This is a genomic window from Streptomyces sp. NPDC055099, from assembly GCF_053607685.1.
In genome coordinates, this window is sequence record NZ_JBSGUA010000001.1 from 723,499 (window position 1) to 740,184 (window position 16,686).

11 protein-coding genes are annotated in these 16,686 nt (G+C 70.8%); 4 read left to right on the forward strand and 7 right to left on the reverse strand.

Translation table 11 applies throughout. The features are described 5' to 3' along the window. Nucleotides 1–26: 26 nt before the first annotated feature. The 4 genes from ACWFRU_RS03270 to hrcA form a co-directional block, all read right to left on the reverse strand. Nucleotides 27–794: a 16S rRNA (uracil(1498)-N(3))-methyltransferase gene (locus tag ACWFRU_RS03270; protein WP_453684133.1), complete on the reverse strand. Its 768-nt coding sequence runs from the start codon at nucleotides 792–794 to the stop codon at nucleotides 27–29. Further along, nucleotides 791–1,900, reverse strand: a complete 1,110-nt coding sequence (locus ACWFRU_RS03275; protein WP_453684135.1) for a nitronate monooxygenase — start codon at nucleotides 1,898–1,900, stop codon at nucleotides 791–793. Before ACWFRU_RS03275 ends, ACWFRU_RS03270 begins: the two co-directional genes overlap by 4 nt. A gap of 276 nt (nucleotides 1,901–2,176) precedes the next feature. Continuing rightward, nucleotides 2,177–3,316, reverse strand: a complete 1,140-nt coding sequence (gene dnaJ / locus ACWFRU_RS03280; RefSeq protein WP_453684137.1) for a molecular chaperone DnaJ — start codon at nucleotides 3,314–3,316, stop codon at nucleotides 2,177–2,179. Next, on the reverse strand, nucleotides 3,317–4,333 hold the full coding sequence (gene hrcA, locus ACWFRU_RS03285; protein ID WP_351160429.1) for a heat-inducible transcriptional repressor HrcA: 1,017 nt from the start codon (nucleotides 4,331–4,333) through the stop codon (nucleotides 3,317–3,319). 201 nt (nucleotides 4,334–4,534) lie between these two features. Here hrcA and ACWFRU_RS03290 point away from each other — a divergent pair, with 201 nt between their 5' ends. Together ACWFRU_RS03290 and ACWFRU_RS03295 are read left to right on the forward strand one after the other, a co-directional pair. After that, nucleotides 4,535–5,278, forward strand: a complete 744-nt coding sequence (locus ACWFRU_RS03290; protein WP_453684138.1) for an MBL fold metallo-hydrolase — start codon at nucleotides 4,535–4,537, stop codon at nucleotides 5,276–5,278. A gap of 34 nt (nucleotides 5,279–5,312) precedes the next feature. Continuing rightward, nucleotides 5,313–6,134 carry a DUF3097 domain-containing protein gene (locus ACWFRU_RS03295; RefSeq protein WP_453684140.1) on the forward strand — a complete coding sequence of 274 codons (822 nt, stop codon included), beginning with the start codon at nucleotides 5,313–5,315 and terminating at the stop codon, nucleotides 6,132–6,134. Between the two features lie 300 nt (nucleotides 6,135–6,434). On the opposite strand, the gene hemW is transcribed toward ACWFRU_RS03295, so the two are convergent. Next, complete coding sequence (hemW, locus tag ACWFRU_RS03300) at nucleotides 6,435–7,667, reverse strand: radical SAM family heme chaperone HemW (protein ID WP_453684142.1); 1,233 nt, start codon at nucleotides 7,665–7,667, stop codon at nucleotides 6,435–6,437. 83 nt (nucleotides 7,668–7,750) lie between these two features. After that, nucleotides 7,751–9,682: a SpoIIE family protein phosphatase gene (locus ACWFRU_RS03305; RefSeq protein ID WP_453684143.1), complete on the reverse strand. Its 1,932-nt coding sequence runs from the start codon at nucleotides 9,680–9,682 to the stop codon at nucleotides 7,751–7,753. Nucleotides 9,683–9,952: 270 nt separating this feature from the next. Between ACWFRU_RS03305 and ACWFRU_RS03310 the strand changes: the two genes are divergently transcribed. Both ACWFRU_RS03310 and ACWFRU_RS03315 read left to right on the forward strand, forming a co-directional pair. Further along, entirely contained in the window at nucleotides 9,953–14,050 is a 4,098-nt protein-coding gene (locus tag ACWFRU_RS03310; RefSeq protein WP_453684524.1) for a HAMP domain-containing protein, read from the forward strand. 12 nt (nucleotides 14,051–14,062) lie between these two features. Beyond that, nucleotides 14,063–14,650 (forward strand): response regulator, encoded by a 588-nt coding sequence (locus tag ACWFRU_RS03315; protein ID WP_365817067.1) that lies wholly within the window; start codon nucleotides 14,063–14,065, stop codon nucleotides 14,648–14,650. Nucleotides 14,651–14,694: 44 nt separating this feature from the next. On the opposite strand, the gene ACWFRU_RS03320 is transcribed toward ACWFRU_RS03315, so the two are convergent. Then, on the reverse strand, nucleotides 14,695–16,584 hold the full coding sequence (locus ACWFRU_RS03320) for an AMP-dependent synthetase/ligase (RefSeq protein ID WP_453684146.1): 1,890 nt from the start codon (nucleotides 16,582–16,584) through the stop codon (nucleotides 14,695–14,697). Nucleotides 16,585–16,686: the final 102 nt, after the last annotated feature.

Genomic DNA, 16,686 nt, shown 5'->3' on the forward strand with positions numbered 1-16,686 from the left:
GCATCTCCCTCACCCGGCGCGGGAGTTCAGGACCAGCGGCCCGTGCGCCCCAGGAGCAGTGCGGCCGCCGCCGTCCCCGCGGTCGACGTACGCAACACGCTACGCCCCAGGCGGTACGGCTTCGCCCCCGCGTCCGCGAAGGCCGCGAGCTCGTCCGGTGACACACCGCCCTCGGGGCCGACCACCAGGACGATGTGCCCGGCCGCCGGGAGTTCGGCCGTGGCCAGCGGTTCGCTGCCCTCCTCGTGCAGGACCGCGGCGAGGTCGGCGGAGGCGAGCAGCGCCGCCACCTGCTTGGTCGACATGGCGTCCGCCACCTCTGGGAAGCGCACCCGGCGCGACTGCTTGCCCGCCTCACGCGCCGTGGCACGCCACTTGCCGAGCGCCTTGAGCCCGCGCTCGCCCTTCCACTGCGTGATGCAGCGCGACGCGGACCAGGGCACGATCGCGTCGACGCCGGTCTCCGTCATGGTCTCGACGGCGAGTTCTCCGCGGTCGCCCTTGGGCAGGGCCTGTACGACGGTGATGCGGGGCTCCTGCGGCGCCTCTTCCCGCACGGAGTTCATCCGCAGGATCAGCCGGTCCTTGCCCTCGGTGTCCTCGACCACGCAGTCGGCCCAGCGCCCGGCCCCGTCGGTCAGGACGACGTCCTCACCGGCGTGCAGCCGCTTCACGGAGACGGCGTGGCGCCCTTCGGGACCATCGAGCACGAAGCGTCGGTTCTCAGAGGATTCAGAGGCCTCAGAGGCCTCAGAGGTCCCGAAGGTCTCGACGACGAAGACGGGCGCGGTCACGCCTGGCTCCCCTGCTGGCTCCCCGGCTGGGTTCCCTGCTGCCCACCGGCCGCCAACGCGGCCTTCGACTCGGCCAGTTCGGCCGCGAGGACCTCCACGAGCTGCCCGGCGGGAAGCTCCCGCGCCATACGGTGGCCCTGCCCCGCCCACAGGGCCATGCCCTGCGCGTCACCGGCCTTGGCCGCGGCCTTGCGCAGACCGCTGGTGAGGTGGTGGACCTGGGGGTAGGCGGCGGGGGCGTAGGGACCGTGCTCCCGCATGAAGCGGTTGACCAGGCCGCGCGCGGGGCGTCCCGAGAAGGCGCGGGTCAGTTCGGTCCGGGTGAACAGCGGGTTGGTCATGGCCTGCTTGTGCAGGGGGTTCGCGCCCGACTCGGGGCAGACCAGGAAGGCCGTGCCGAGCTGCGCGGCGTCCGCGCCGGCCGCGAGCACCGCGGCGATCTGCGAGCCGCGCATCAGACCGCCGGCCGCGACGACCGGGATCTGCACGGTGTCGCGCACCTGCGCGATGAGCGAGAGGAGGCCGAGCCCGGCGCCGTCCGTCTCGGGGTTGTCGCGGTGCGTGCCCTGGTGGCCGCCCGCCTCGATGCCCTGTACGCACACGGCGTCGGCGCCCGACCACTGGGCGGTCTGCGCCTCTTCGGGCGAGGTGACGGTGGCGACGGTGATGGTGCCGACCCGGGCGAACGCGTCGAAGACGTCGCGGGTGGGGCAGCCGAAGGTGAACGACACCAGCGGCACCGGGTCCTCGACGAGGATCGCCAGCTTGGCGTCGTAGCCGTCGTCGCGACCGCTGTCCGGGTCGCCGAGCTGCGTCTCGTACCAGGCGGCCTCACCGGCGAGCTGGTTGCGGTAGACGTCGACGGCGGCGGCATCGGCGTACTCGGGCTGCGGCATGAACAGGTTCACGCCGAAGGGCCGGCCCGTGAGCCCCCGCAGCTGTTTGATCTCCTGGTACATCCCGTCGGCGGTTTTGTATCCGGCGGCGAGAAAACCGAGCCCCCCGGCCTCGGAGACGGCCGCGGCGAGCTGGGGGCACGAGGCGCCACCCGCCATGGGGGCCTGCACGATCGGGAGGCGGCAGAGATCGGTCAGTGCGGTGGGCATGAACGCATCGTGCCACTTCCTGGCCGGGGCGCCGAATCGCGGACCTTTCCCACCCACCCACCCGTCACCCGGCATGATCAGAAGCGCCCCGTAAGGGGCGCGGGGCTGCGACACAAGCGGCTCCGCCGCGGGGCGCGAGCAACCAGGGACGCCCCCATAAGGGGCGCGGGGAACTGCGCGAGCAACCCAAGACAGCCCGCGGACGGCAGATGGCAAAGCGCCCCCGGCGCGGCGTGAACCGCAGCCGGGGGCACCCGAAAAGCACTGCTCAAGGCGCTACCGCCCGTTGAACGCATCCTTCAGACGCGAGAACAGCCCCTGCTGCCCCGGCTGGAACTGCCCCGTGGGCCTCTCCTCGCCGCGCAGCTGCGCAAGCTCCCGCAGGACCCGCTCCTGCTCCGCGTCCAGCTTGCTCGGCGTGAGGACCTCGACGTGCACGATGAGGTCACCGCGACCGCCGCCCCGCAGGTGCGTGACGCCCCTGCCGTGCAGCGGCACCGACTGGCCGGACTGCGTGCCGGGCCGGATGTCGACCTCCTCCAGGCCGTCCAGCGTCTCCAGGGGCACCTTCGTACCCAGAGCCGCGGCCGTCATGGGGATGGTGACCGTGCAGTGCAGATCGTCCCCACGCCGCTGGAACACGGCGTGCGGCAGCTCGTGGATCTCCACGTACAGGTCGCCGGCGGGGCCGCCGCCGGGGCCGACCTCGCCCTCGCCCGCGAGCTGGATCCGCGTGCCGTTGTCGACACCGGCGGGGATCTTCACGGTGAGCGTCCGCCGCGACCGGATGCGGCCGTCGCCGGCGCACTCCGGGCAGGGGGTGGGCACGACCGTGCCGAAGCCCTGACACTGCGGGCACGGCCGCGACGTCATGACCTGGCCGAGGAAGGACCGCGTGACCTGCGACACCTCGCCGCGACCGCGGCACATGTCACACGTCTGCGCGGACGTCCCCGGCGCGGCACCTTCGCCGCTGCAGGTCGTACAGACGACCGCCGTGTCGACCTGTATGTCCTTGGTGGTCCCGAAGGCCGCCTCGTCCAGGTCGATCTCGAGCCGGATCATGGCGTCCTGGCCGCGGCGCGTGCGCGACCGGGGGCCGCGCTGCGACGCCGTCCCGAAGAACGCGTCCATGATGTCCGAGAAGTTGCCGAAGCCACCGGCCCCGAAACCGCCCGCACCACCGCCGCCGCCCGCCTGGGACAGCGGGTCGCCGCCGAGGTCGTAGACCTGCTTCTTCTGCGGGTCCGACAACACCTCGTACGCGGCGTTGATCTCCTTGAAGCGCTCCTGAGTCTTCGGATCCGGATTGACGTCCGGGTGAAGCTCTCGCGCAAGCCTCCGGAAGGCCTTCTTGATCTCGTCCTGGGAAGCGTCGCGGCGCACGCCTAGTACGGCGTAGTAGTCCGTGGCCACTTACGACTCCGCCAGGATCTGTCCGACGTAACGTGCCACTGCGCGTACTGCTCCCATCGTTCCCGGATAGTCCATGCGGGTCGGGCCGACCACGCCGAGTTTGGCTACTGCCTCGCTGCCCGAACCGTAGCCGACGGAGACCACGGACGTAGAGCTGAGTCCCTCATGGGCGTTCTCGTGACCGATCCGTACGGTCATGCCCGAATCCGTGGCCTCGCCAAGCAACTTGAGCAGGACGACCTGCTCCTCAAGAGCCTCCAGGACGGGCCTGATGGTGAGGGGAAAGTCATGTCCGAAGCGGGTGAGATTGGCCGTTCCGCCGATCATCAGCCGCTCCTCGGTCTCCTCGACAAGAGTTTCGAGGAGTGTCGAGAGCACCGTCGCCACCGTGCCGCGGTCCTCCGCGTCGAAGGACTCCGTCATGTCCTGCACCAGCTGCGGCACGTCCGCGAAGCGCCGGCCCGCGACCCTGCTGTTGAGCCGCGCCCGCAGGTCCGCGAGCGAGGTCTCGCCGAACGGGGCGGGACAGTCGATCATGCGCTGCTCGACCCGGCCCGTGTCCGTGATCAGTACGAGCATCAGCCGGGCGGGAGCCAGCGAGAGCAGCTCCACGTGCCGCACCGTCGACCGCGTGAGGGACGGATACTGCACGACCGCGACCTGCCGGGTCAGCTGCGCGAGCAGCCGCACCGTGCGCGCCACGACGTCGTCGAGGTCGACGGCGCCGTCGAGGAAGTTCTGGATGGCCCTGCGCTCCGGGGCCGCCATCGGCTTGACGCCCGCGAGCCGGTCGACGAAGAGGCGGTACCCCTTGTCGGTCGGGATACGGCCCGCGCTCGTGTGAGGCTGGGCGATGAACCCTTCCTCCTCCAGCGCGGCCATGTCGTTGCGGACGGTGGCCGGGGAGACCCCGAGGCTGTGCCGCTCGGTGAGCGCCTTGGAGCCCACCGGCTCCTCGGTGCCGACGTAGTCATGGACGATGGCACGCAGCACCTCGAGCCTGCGTTCACTGAGCATCCGCGCAACACCTCCACCTTTTCACCCTGGGACCCGTCTGCCCCGCGGCCTTGCCTGGCACTCCCCGCAGGTGAGTGCCAGCCTGCACCGCGCCCAGTGTACGGCTGCGAGGTACGGGCCCGGCAAGGGCCGGACCCCATGTCGGTCCGACGGCCGGGGTGACGGCTGCCAAGCCGCCCGCGCGGGGCTAGCGTCGGCTGCATGGACGTGGCACTGGCTTGGGACGAGGCGGGTTGGGAGCGGCTCGCGCCGCATGTGGGACGCAGGCGCCTGCCGGTCTGGGACTGTACGGCGGGTCTGGTCGTCGGCGGCGAATCGGCGCTGATGATCGAGGCGGGCGCGACCCTGCGCGAGGGCGCGGAGCTGCGTACCCAGGCGCGCGGCATCCTCGGTGGGGGCCGCCGGGTCACCCATCTCGCCCTGACGCATCCGCACTTCGACCACGTGCTCGGCGCCGCGGCGTTCGCGGGCGTGGAGGTGTACGGGGCGGTCGGCCTCGACGCGCTGCTCGCGAGGGGACGAGACGAGCTGCGCGAGGACGCCGTGCGGCAGGGGGTCGCCCCGGACGCCGCGGCGGAGGCCGCCGATCTGCTCGTCCGCCCGCGCCACGCGGTGTGCGGGGAGTGGACGCTGGATCTGGGCGGCGGGGTGCAGGTCCTGCTCGCGAACGTCGGCCCGGGGCACACGGGCCACGACCTGGCGGTCCTGGTCCCCGGGACGGGCGACTCCCCCGAGATCGTCTTCTGCGGCGACCTGGTCGAGGAGTCGGGCGAACCGCAGGCCGGTCCCGACGCGGTCCCGGCGCGGTGGCCTGCCGCGCTCGACCGGCTTCTGGACCTGGGCGGCGAGAACGCGGTGTACGTGCCGGGGCACGGCGCGGTGGTCGATGCGGCTTTTGTCCGCGCGCAACGCGCCACACTGGCGGCTCGCTTCGGCGTGTCGTAGCCGCTCGTACGCCGCTTCTCTTATCGTCATGCGAATGCGCCAGTACTCCGCAGACCTCACTCCTCCATGGAAGAAGCCGAAGCCCGTGCCGGAGGTCGCCGCGGAGGCGGACCTCGTGGTGGAGGAGCTGAGCACCGGGTTCTGCGGGGCGGTGATCCGCTGCGAGAAGACGGCGGAGGGTCCGACGGTGACCCTGGAGGACCGCTTCGGCAAGCACCGCGTCTTTCCGATGACGCCGGGGGCCTTCGCCCTGGAGGGCCGGACGGTGACGCTGGTCCGCCCTTCGTCCGCCACCTCCACTCCGGTACGTGCCGCGCGTACCGCGTCGGGTTCTGTGGCCGTGCCGGGAGCGCGGGCCCGGGTCGCCCGCGCCGGGCGGATCTACGTCGAGGGGCGGCACGACGCGGAACTCGTCGAGCGGGTGTGGGGCGACGACCTGCGGATCGAGGGCGTGGTCGTCGAGTACCTGGAGGGCATCGACGACCTCCCGGGGATCGTCGAGGAGTTCTCCCCCGGGCCCGACGCGCGCCTGGGAGTCCTGGTGGACCACTTGGTGCCCGGCTCGAAGGAGTCACGGATCGCGGCGCAGGTGAGTTCCCCGTCGGCCCTGGTGGTGGGGCACCCCTACATCGACGTGTGGGAGGCGGTGAAGCCGTCGTCGGTGGGGATCGCGGCGTGGCCCCGGGTCCCCCGCGGCCAGGACTGGAAGACGGGCGTCTGCGAGGCGCTGGGCTGGCCTCCCCACACGGGTGCCGCGTGGCAGCGGATCCTGGGCTCGGTACGCAGCTACCGGGATCTTGAGCCGGCGTTGCTGGGTCGCGTGGAGGAACTGATCGACTTCGTCACGGCGGAGTAGCCTACGGCGGTCTGCGGGCCCGAACAGTCCCGCCGCTTCGGGCCCCTGGGCCATCACCGCGGCCATCTGCACGTCCGAACAGGCCCGCCGCTTCGCGGCGGATTTCTCCCACCCACCCGCCCGATTGCCCCGCAGGGCTCCGGGACCCGCCGCCGATTGCCCCGCGGTTGCCCGCCCGGGCCGGGCGGCTTTCTTTCAGCCCGTCCGGCGTTTGAGGACCGGGGTCTGGGGCGGAGCCCCAGTTTCGGGAAGGGGTGGGGTTGGGGAAAGCCCCGCAGGGACAGCCCGAACCCCAGCCGATCAGTCCACCAGGTCCCGCACCACCGCATCCGCCAACAACCGCCCCCGCAGGGTCAGCACAGCCCGCCCCTCCTCGTAGGGCCCCGCCTCAAGGAGCCCATCCGCGAGGGCCCGCCCCGCGGCCGCAAGGCCGGCGGGGCGCAGAAGAGTCAACGGACACCCCTCAAGCAGCCGCAGCTCCAGCAGAATCCGCTCCACCCGGCGATCCTCGGCGGCGAGAATCTCCCGCCCGGCCCCAGGCGAGCGCCCCGCGCTCAACGCCCCCGCATAAGCCCCCGGATGCTTGACGTTCCACCACCGCACGCCCCCCACATGGCTGTGGGCCCCCGGCCCGGCCCCCCACCAGTCGGCCCCACGCCAGTACAACTCGTTGTGCAGGCACCGCCCGGCATCGGACGTGGCCCAGTTGGACACCTCGTACCAGGAGAATCCGGCGCCGCCGAGGACCTCGTCGGCGATCAGGTACCGGTCCGCGTGCACGTCGTCGTCCGTCATCGGGACTTCCCCGCGCCGGATGCGCCGGGCCAGCTGCGTGCCCTCCTCGACGATCAGGGCGTACGCGCTGACGTGGTCGGGTCCGGCCCCGATCGCCGCGTCGAGCGTGGCCCGCCAGTCCTCGTCCGTCTCCCCCGGCGTCCCGTAGATCAGGTCCAGGTTGACGTGCTCGAAGCCCGCCGCCCGCGCCTCCGCCACGCAGGCCTCGGGCCGGCCGGGGGTGTGCGTACGGTCGAGCACCTTCAGTACGTGCTGCTTGGCGCTCTGCATCCCGAAGGAGACGCGGTTGAAGCCGCCGGCCCGCAGCTCGCTCAGGTAGGCCGGGTCGACGGACTCCGGGTTCGCCTCGGTGGTGATCTCCGCGTCGTCCGCGAGCCCGAACTCCTCCCGCACCGCCCCCAGCATGCGGACCAGGTCGGCCGCGGCCAGCAGCGTCGGCGTACCGCCCCCGACGAAGACGGTCCGCACCGGGCGCGGGTCGTCCCCCAGCACCTTCCGGGCGAGCCGCACCTCGTCGATCAGGGTGTCCGCGTAGTTGTCGCGCGAGGCGAGCACACCGCCGGAGCCGCGCAGCTCGGTCGCGGTGTAGGTGTTGAAGTCGCAGTATCCACAGCGCGTGGCGCAGTACGGGACGTGCAGGTAGAAACCGAGCGGACGCGACCCCGCACCCGCGAGGGCGGACGCGGGCAGGGCCCCGTCCTCGGGCATGGGCTCACCATCGGGCAGTGCGGAAGGCATACCCCGATTGTCCCGCACCCCGGAGAATGTCCCGCACCCCGGAGAACTCGAGCGCCGCGGCTACGCCTCAGCCGCACACCACCTCACTGCGCCTGCAGCACGAGCACCGCCAGATCATCGTCCGGCGGCCTCTCCGAGAATTCGTGCACCAAGCGCTTGATCCGCTCCGCCACCAGGGTCGCGTCGAGGCCCGCGCAGCTCGCGAGGGCTGCCGCGAGGCCGTCGCTGTCGTCGAACATCCGCTGGCCCGTGCGCCGCTCCGTCACCCCGTCCGTGACGCAGAGCAGCGTGTCGCCCGTGCGCAGCTCGAAGGTCTCGCTCTTGTACGTCGCGTCGTCGACGACCCCGAGCAGCAGCTGGGGCGTGGCCGCCACCTGGACCGATCCGTTCGGGGAGAGGAGGAGCGGCAGGGGGTGTCCCGCGCTGGCCACCGTGCAGCGGACGCCGCCGTCGTCCATGGGCACCAGCTCGCCGTAGAGGAGGGAGAGGAAGCGGGAGGTGGCCCCGTCGGGCGGCACGCCCTGGCCGCCCGCCACCGCGACCACCGCCGCGGCCGCGTCCGCCGCCTCCGTCGCGTCGTCCAGGAGGAGCTGGTTGAGACGGTCGAGCACCTCCGCGACCTCGTACCCCTCGCGGGCGAGCAGCCGCAGCCAGGGCCGGGCGAGGCCGATCACGACGGCCGCCTCGACGCCCTTGCCCTGTACGTCGCCGAGCGCGAAGCACCAGCGGCCCTTGCCCGCCTGGAACACGTCGTAGAAGTCACCGCCGGGCCCGCCCTTGTCCCGCGGCTCGTACACGACACCGCTGCTCACGCCGGGGATCTCCGCGACGGAGCTGGGCAGGAGTCCGCGCTGCAGGACCTGGCTGATGGTGGCCTGGCGCTGATAGCGCCGCGCCGCGCTGATGGCCAGGGCGACGCGGCGGCTGAAGTCCTCGATGAGCCCGGTGACCTCGTCCGCGAAGCGCATCATCCCGGCCCGCCCGATGATGAGCGTGCCCAGCACACGGCCGCTCGCCGTGAGGCGGTACGCCAGGGCCGTGCCGTTCGCGTCTCCCGCCGACGCCTCGCCGGGCCAGGGCACGGGGACGGCGCCGGAGCCCACCTCGTCGGTCAGTTGGGGCGGGTCCTTCTCCAGGCTGCGGCGCAGTTCCTCTATCCGCTGTTCGCTGGTGTGCCAGACGCGGGCGAGCCGGGAGCCCGTGCCCCCGCTCGCGGAGCCGCGCGGCGCGACCTCCGCCTCGTCGTCGAGCCAGACCGCGCACCAGTCCGCGAGCCGCGGCACGAGGAGCTGCCCGGCGAGCGCGGCCACCAGGTCCTCGTCGAACTGACCGGCGAGCAGATCGGAGGCCTCGGCGAGGAAGGTGAGCGCGCCGCGGTTGACCCACTCCGTGTCGTGGGTGATCCGTCTGGGCAGCGGCGCGAGGATCTCGGCGGTGCGCAGTCCCCGCTGCGCCGCCTGTTCGCTCGCGTACGACTCGATCTCCTGTCCGGTCTGTCCGGGCTGTACGTCGCCGACGGGGAGGCGGGCCCAGACGGCCTTGGTGCCGGTGCGGTAGGTGATGCCCCAGGAGTCGGAGAGGGTGGCGACGAGCTGGAGGCCCCGGCCGTACTCGGGCATGCCGGGCTGCTGGGGCGCGGGTTCGCTGCGGACCGCTCGGGCGGGGTGGTGGTCGGAGACCTCGATGACCAGGGTGTCGCAGTTCTCCCCCAGGCCCGCCTCGTCGAGCCTGCACACCAGCTCGACCGTCGTGCCCGCGTGCACGACGGCGTTCGTGACGAGCTCGCTGACCAGCAGCACGGCGTCGTCCGTGAGGCGTTCGGTGACGCCGGCGGCGGCGGGCACGGAGAGTTCGACCCAGTCGGCGAGCGCGGCGCGCACGAACCTTCGTGCGGCGGCGGGCGCCATCGGGTTTCCGGGCAGCGATGTGCACACCACCGCCGGCGGGCCGGGCTGGTGCCCCGGCTGGGCGGACGCACGGAAAGTGGTCTCCCGTTGCATCGGAATGGACCCCACGTTTCGGCTCCTGAGCAGTTCGGTCGAATACGCCTCAGGCGACACGGACAGAGTGACAGACTGGCCACGCCCATAAGCACCGAGTTACTGAAGTGGGCCGCTATGAGTGATAACAGTGCTATGCCCGCGCTCGGTTACGGTCGGATTCCGGCACCGAAACCAGCTTCGACACCTCAGTCACGCACCGGGAACGATCCGGACGCAGCAGTGGAAAACATCTCGGAAACCGCCCCGGAAGCGGCGTCCGATCTGCGCAACCTCCTGGCCGCCATGCGGTCGGCGCGCGACGGGGACTTCTCCAAGGTCACGGTGAGTGGCCACGGCGTGGTCGCCGAGCTGCACACGGTGTTCAACGAGATGCTCGACCGCTCCCTGCACTTCGACAGCGAACTCACGCGCGTACGCCGGGAGATCATCCGGCACGGCCACCTCGACGAGCGGTTCACCGCGAGTCCGGGGCAGGGCAGCTGGGCCACGCGCGTGGCGGACGCCAACTCCCTGCTCGACTCCCTGGTCGCCCCGGCGGCCAACGCGACGCGCGTGCTGAACGCGGTCGCGGGCGGCGACCTGACCCAGCGCGTGGATCTGCACGACGGCTCCCGTGAGCTGCGGGGAGATCTGCGGCGCCTGGGCCGCGCGGTGAACACGATGGTCGACCAGTTGTCGCTCTTCACGGGCGAGGTCACCCGGGTCGCCCGCGAGGTCGGCACGGAGGGGCGGCTCGGCGGGCGCGCCAAGGTGCGGGGTCTTTCGGGCAGTTGGCGTGACGTGACGGAGGCCGTCAACACGATGGCCGCCCGGCTCACCGCCCAGGTGCGCGACATCGCCCTGGTGACGACGGCGGTGGCGCAGGGCGACCTGACGCGGACGGTCACGGTCGAGGCGACGGGCGAGCTGCTCGAACTGAAGCTGACCGTCAACACGATGGTGGAGCAGCTCTCCGCGTTCGCGGCCGAGGTGACCCGGGTGGCCCGCGAGGTGGGCACCGAGGGTCAGTTGGGCGGCCGGGCGCAGGCCCGTGGTGTCTCGGGGGTCTGGAAGGACCTCACGGACAACGTCAACTTCATGGCGTCCAATCTCACCTCCCAGGTGCGCAACATCGCCCAGGTCACCACGGCGGTCGCCAACGGCGACCTGAGCCAGAAGATCACCGTGGACGCCCGGGGCGAGATCCTGGAGCTGAAGTCGACGGTCAACACGATGGTGGACCAGCTCTCCGCGTTCGCCGACGAGGTCACGCGTGTGGCCCGCGAGGTCGGCACGGAGGGCAATCTGGGCGGTCGTGCTCAGGTGCGCGGCGTGTCCGGGGTCTGGAAGGACCTCACCGACAACGTCAACTTCATGGCCGACAACCTCACTTCTCAGGTGCGCAACATCGCCCTCGTGTCGACGGCCGTCGCCCAGGGGGACCTCGGCAAGAAGATCACGGTCGAGGCGAAGGGCGAGATCCTCGAACTGAAGTCGACCATCAACACGATGGTCGACCAGCTCTCCGCGTTCGCCGACGAGGTCACGCGTGTGGCCCGCGAGGTCGGCACCGAGGGGAACCTGGGCGGCCAGGCCCAGGTACGCGGCGTGTCCGGCGTGTGGAAGGACCTCACGGACAACGTCAACTTCATGGCGCTGAACCTCACCTCCCAGGTGCGCAACATCGCCCAGGTCACCACGGCCGTCGCCAACGGCGACCTGTCCAAGATGATCACGGTGACGGCGCGCGGCGAGATCCTGGAGCTCAAGGACACCGTCAACACGATGGTGGAGCAGCTGCGCGCCTTCGCGGACGAGGTGACCCGCGTGGCCCGCGAGGTCGGCACGGACGGCCGGCTCGGCGGGCGGGCCCAGGTGCTCGGCGTATCGGGCGTGTGGAAGGACCTCACGGACAACGTCAACTACATGGCCGACAACCTCACCGGCCAGGTCCGCAACATCGCGCAGGTCGCGACGGCGGTGGCCCAGGGCGACCTGTCCAAGAAGATCGACGTGGACGCCCGCGGCGAGATCCTGGAGCTGAAGACCACCATCAACACCATGGTGGACACGCTGTCCTCCTTCTCCTCGGAGGTCACCCGCGTGGCCCGCGAGGTCGGCTCCGAGGGCCAACTGGGCGGTCAGGCACGGGTCGAGGGCGTCTACGGCACGTGGAAGCGCCTGACGACGAACGTGAACGAACTCGCCCTGAACCTCACCACCCAGGTCCGCGCGATCGCCGAGGTCGCCTCGGCCGTGGCGCAGGGCGACATGACCCGGTCCATCACCGTCGAGACCCGCGGCGAGGTCTCCGAACTCAAGAACAACATCAACGTCATGGTCTCCAACCTCCGCGAGACCACCCGCGCCAAGGACTGGCTGGAGTCGAACCTGGCCCGTCTCGCGGGTCTGATGCAGGGCCACCGTGACCTGATGGAGGTCGCGGACCTGATCCTGCGCGAGCTGACCCCGCTGGTGAACGCGCAGTACGGCGCGTTCTTCCTGGCCGACCCGGAGGCCGGGGACGCCACGACGCTGCAGACCCCGCCGGTCAAGGGGCTCGCCTTCATCGCCGGGTACGGCTCCGCGCAGGGCTCGGTCGTGGACACGGGCGCGATGCCCGCGCACGGCCTGGTGCGGCAGGCGGCCCTGGAGAAGAAGCGGATCCTCGTGGACGAGGTGCCGCCCGACTACATCAAGATCACCTCGGGGCTCGGGGACGCCGCCCCGGCCAGCCTGGTGATCATCCCCATCCTCTTCGAGGACAAGCTGCTCGGCGTCATCGAGCTGGCCACGTTCTCCCGCTTCTCGGACGTGCACCTGGCGTTCTTCGACCAGTTCGTGAGCACCATCGGCGTCGCGATCAACACCATCATCGCCAACTCCCGTACGGAGTCGCTGCTCAGCGAGTCCCAGCGGCTCGCCACGCAGCTCCAGGACCGCTCGGACGAACTCCAGCTCCAGCAGGCCGAGTTGCAGCGCTCGAACGCTGAACTGGAGGAGAAGGCGGCTCTCCTCGCCACCTCCTCGCAGTACAAGTCGGAGTTCCTCGCGAACATGTCGCACGAGCTGCGCACCCCGCTGAACTCGCTGCTCATCCTGGCCCGGCTGCTCTCGGACAACCCCGACAGCCATCTCTCCGACCAGGAGGTGCAGTTCGCGACCACGATCCACCGCTCGGGCTCCGACCTCCTCCAGCTCATCAACGACATCCTCGACCTGTCGAAGATCGAGGCGGGCCGGATGGACGTACGCCCCAAGAAGCTCCCCCTCATCAAGGTCCTCGACTACGTCCACGCGACGTTCCGCCCGCTCACCCTGGACCGCGGGCTCGCCTTCGAGGTGTCGGTCGGCGAGGACGTGCCGCGCGAGATGTTCTCCGACGAGCAGCGGCTGCAGCAGATCCTGCGCAACCTCCTGTCGAACGCGGTCAAGTTCACCGCGAGCGGCCGGGTCGAGCTGCGCGTCAGCCGCGTCAAGAACACCGGGGACCGGCGGCTCCACGACGGCGGCGACCGCCTCTGCTTCGCCGTCACGGACACCGGCATCGGCATCCCCGCCGACCAGCTCCCGGCCATCTTCGAGGCGTTCCAGCAGGCCGACGGCACCACCAACCGCAAGTACGGCGGCACCGGCCTCGGCCTCTCCATCAGCCGCGAGATCGCCGGTCTCCTCGGCGGCCGCATCACGGCGGAGAGCAACCCGGGCCAGGGCTCCACCTTCTCGCTCTACGTCCCCGTGGTGCACCCCGGCCACGGCCCCGCCGCGGCGGCGTACGCGGCGACCAAGTCGCTCGCCACCCCGGAGCCGCAGGAGGAGCGGGTCACCATGTCCCCGCACACCTTCCACGAACAGAACGACAGCTGGCCGACGCCGACCAAGCTGGAGGAGTACCGCGAGGGACCGGCGGGCCGCATACTGCGCGGGCGCCGCGTCCTGATCGTGGACGACGACATCCGCAACGTCTTCGCGCTCACCCATGTGCTGAGCCGCGTCGGCATGCCGGTCCTCTACGCGGAGAACGGCCGCGAAGGAATCGAGACCCTGGAGCGCAACCCCGACACCGACCTCATCCTGATGGACATCATGATGCCGGAGATGGACGGCTACGAGACCATCGCCGCGATCCGCCGCACCCCGCGCTGGACCGGCCTTCCCATCATCGCGCTGACAGCCAAGGCGATGCCCGGCGACCGCGAGAAGGCCATCGCGCAGGGCGCCAACGACTACGTACCCAAACCCGTGGATGTGGACCAGCTGCTCACCGTCGCCTGCTCGCTTCTGGCACCCGAGAGCGCGGACAGGACAGAGCCGGACACCCCCACCACCACAGAGACGACCGTCGCACCGGAACCGGCAGGCGCTCAAGGGGAGACCGCTGTTCCGCCGACGATCGAGTGAGGCACTGTCACCATGAGCACAGAGGTCCTGACCGACAACCGCGCGAGCATCCTCCTGGTCGATGACATGGAGGACAACCTGATGGCGCTCGAAGCCGTCCTGGGGTCACTCAACGAACCACTGGTACGCGCCCGTTCGGGCGAAGAGGCGATGAAGGCCCTCCTGCGCCAACGTTTCGCCGTGATCCTCCTCGACGTACGCATGCCGGGGATGGACGGCTTCGAGACCGCGTCGAACATCAAACGGCTCGACCAGACCAAGGACGTGCCCATCATCTTCCTGACGGGCACGGACAACGACGCGGGCTATGCCTTCCGGGGCTACGCGACGGGCGCCGCGGACTACCTCACCAAGCCGTTCGACCCCTGGGTGCTGCGGGCCAAGGTCACCGTCTTCCTCGAACTGCACCGCAAGAACCAGCAGTTGGAGAAGATCCTGGCCCGCGAGCAGCAGCAGTTCGACGAGCTCGCGGCCCGCCTCTCGGCCATCGAGACGCACATGGCGGCCAGCAGCCTGGGGGACATCCTCGAACTGCGCCACCACGTGACGCACATGGAGGAACTGGTGAAGGAGATGCGGCGCGGGCGGGGCGGCGGCTGACCCGAGAGTCGCGCACTACCCCGCCCGCGTACGGGAGCCGGGGCTCAGGCCTCGCGTGAACCCGCGTACATCTCGTCGATCAGGTGCTGGTACTCGCGCTCGACGACCGGGCGCTTCAGCTTCAGGCTGGGCGTCAGTTCACCGTGCTCGATGTCCAGGTCACGGGGCAGCAGCTTGAACTTCTTGACGGTCTGCCAGCGCTGGAGGCCTTCGTTGAGCTCTTTCACATAGCCCTCGACCAGGGCGACCGTCGCCGGGGCCGCGACCACCTCGGCGTAGCTCTTGCCGTCCAGGCCGTTGTCCTTGGCCCAGGCCAGGATGGACGGCTCGTCGAGCGCGATCAGAGCGGTGCAGAAGTTCTTGTCGGCGCCGTGCACCAGGATGTTGGAGACGTACGGGCAGACGGCCTTGAACTGGCCCTCGACCTCGGCGGGCGCGATGTACTTGCCGCCGGAGGTCTTGATCAGGTCCTTCTTGCGGTCGGTGATCCGCAGATAGCCGTCGGCGGACAGCTCGCCGATGTCCCCGGTGTGGAACCACCCGTCGGACTCCAGGACCTCGGCCGTCTTCTCGGGGAGGCCGTGGTAGCCCTCCATGATGCCGGGGCCGCGCAGCAGGATCTCGCCGTCGTCGGCGATCCGGACCTCGGTGCCGGGCAGCGGCTTGCCGACGGTGCCGGTGCGGTAGGCCTCGCCGGGGTTGACGAAGGAGGCGGCCGAGGACTCCGTCAGGCCGTAGCCCTCCAGGATGTGGATGCCCGCGCCGGCGAAGAAGTAGCCGATCTCGGGGGCGAGCGCGGCCGACCCGGAGACGGCGGCGCGCAGCCGTCCGCCGAAGGCGTCGCGCAGCTTGGAGTAGACGAGCGCGTCGGCGACCTTGTGCTTGGCGCCGAGACCGAAGGGCACGGACGCGTTGCCGGTCCTGCGGAAGTTGTCCTGGCTGACCTTCGCGTACTCGCGGGAGACCTCGGCTGCCCACAGGAAGATCTTGTACTTGGCGCCGCCGCCGGCCCGGGCCTTGGCCGCGACCCCGTTGTAGACCTTCTCGAAGATGCGCGGCACGGCGGCCATGTACGTGGGCTGCACCACCGGCAGGTTCTCGATGATCTTGTCGACGCGGCCGTCGACCGCGGTGACGTGCCCGAGCTCGATCTGGCCGGAGGTCAGCACCTTGCCGAAGACGTGCGCGAGCGGCAGCCACAGGTACTGCACGTCGTCCGGGCCGAGCAGGCCGGTCGCCGCGATGGCCTTGGCCATGTACGACCAGTTGTCCTGCGGCAGGCGCACGCCCTTGGGCTTGCCGGTGGTGCCGGAGGTGTAGATGATCGTGGCGAGCTGGTCCCTGGTGATGGCGGCGATCCGCTCCTTGACCGCCTCCGGGTTCTTCTCCAGATGGGCGGCGCCGCGCGCCTCCAGGTCGGCGAGGGTGAGCACCCAGCCTTCGGGGTCGCCTTCGGCGGGCCCCGCGCCCTCGGCGTCGATCACCACGACATGCCGCAGATCGGGCAGCTCGGCCCGCTTCTCGCGCGCCTTGGCGAGCTGCTCGGCGTTCTCGGCGATCAGGACCCGGCTGTCGGAGTCGGCCAGGATGTAGGTGGACTCCTCGGCGTTGGTCTGCGGATACACCGTGGTGGTGGCCGCGCCCGCGCAGAGGATGCCGAGGTCGGCGAGGATCCACTCGACGCGGGTGGACGAGGCGAGCGCCACCCGGTCCTCGGGCGCGAGCCCGAGCTCGATCAGGCCGGCCGCGATGGCGTAGACGCGCTCGGCGGCCTGTCCCCAGCTCAGCGACTTCCAGTCGTCGGGGCCCTCGCCGGACGCGGCCGGCACCGGGTAGCGGTAGGCCTCCGCGTCGGGCGTGGCCGCCACGCGCTCAAGGAAGAGTTGCGCCACGGACGGCGGACGGTTCTCGATCAAGGTCTGTGTGTCGCTCACGACATCCTCCGGACCCGCGACTATGCGGCGACTGGCTGGCGGCTGCTGGGCTTGTTGAACGTGCGAGGGTCTTGTTTAACTTGCGAGTAACCTACGAGCAGT

What these genes read in the sequence shown, in the direction of transcription:
- ACWFRU_RS03275 (WP_453684135.1), bottom strand. Translation starts at nt 1,900, where the DNA reads ATGCCCACCGCACTGACCGATCTCTGCCGCCTCCCGATCGTGCAGGCC.
- hrcA (WP_351160429.1), bottom strand. Translation starts at nt 4,333, where the DNA reads ATGCTCAGTGAACGCAGGCTCGAGGTGCTGCGTGCCATCGTCCATGAC.
- ACWFRU_RS03290 (WP_453684138.1), top strand. Translation starts at nt 4,535, where the DNA reads ATGGACGTGGCACTGGCTTGGGACGAGGCGGGTTGGGAGCGGCTCGCG.
- ACWFRU_RS03295 (WP_453684140.1), top strand. Translation starts at nt 5,313, where the DNA reads ATGCGCCAGTACTCCGCAGACCTCACTCCTCCATGGAAGAAGCCGAAG.
- hemW (WP_453684142.1), bottom strand. Translation starts at nt 7,667, where the DNA reads ATGCCTTCCGCACTGCCCGATGGTGAGCCCATGCCCGAGGACGGGGCC.
- ACWFRU_RS03310 (WP_453684524.1), top strand. Translation starts at nt 9,953, where the DNA reads ATGCGGTCGGCGCGCGACGGGGACTTCTCCAAGGTCACGGTGAGTGGC.
- ACWFRU_RS03315 (WP_365817067.1), top strand. Translation starts at nt 14,063, where the DNA reads ATGAGCACAGAGGTCCTGACCGACAACCGCGCGAGCATCCTCCTGGTC.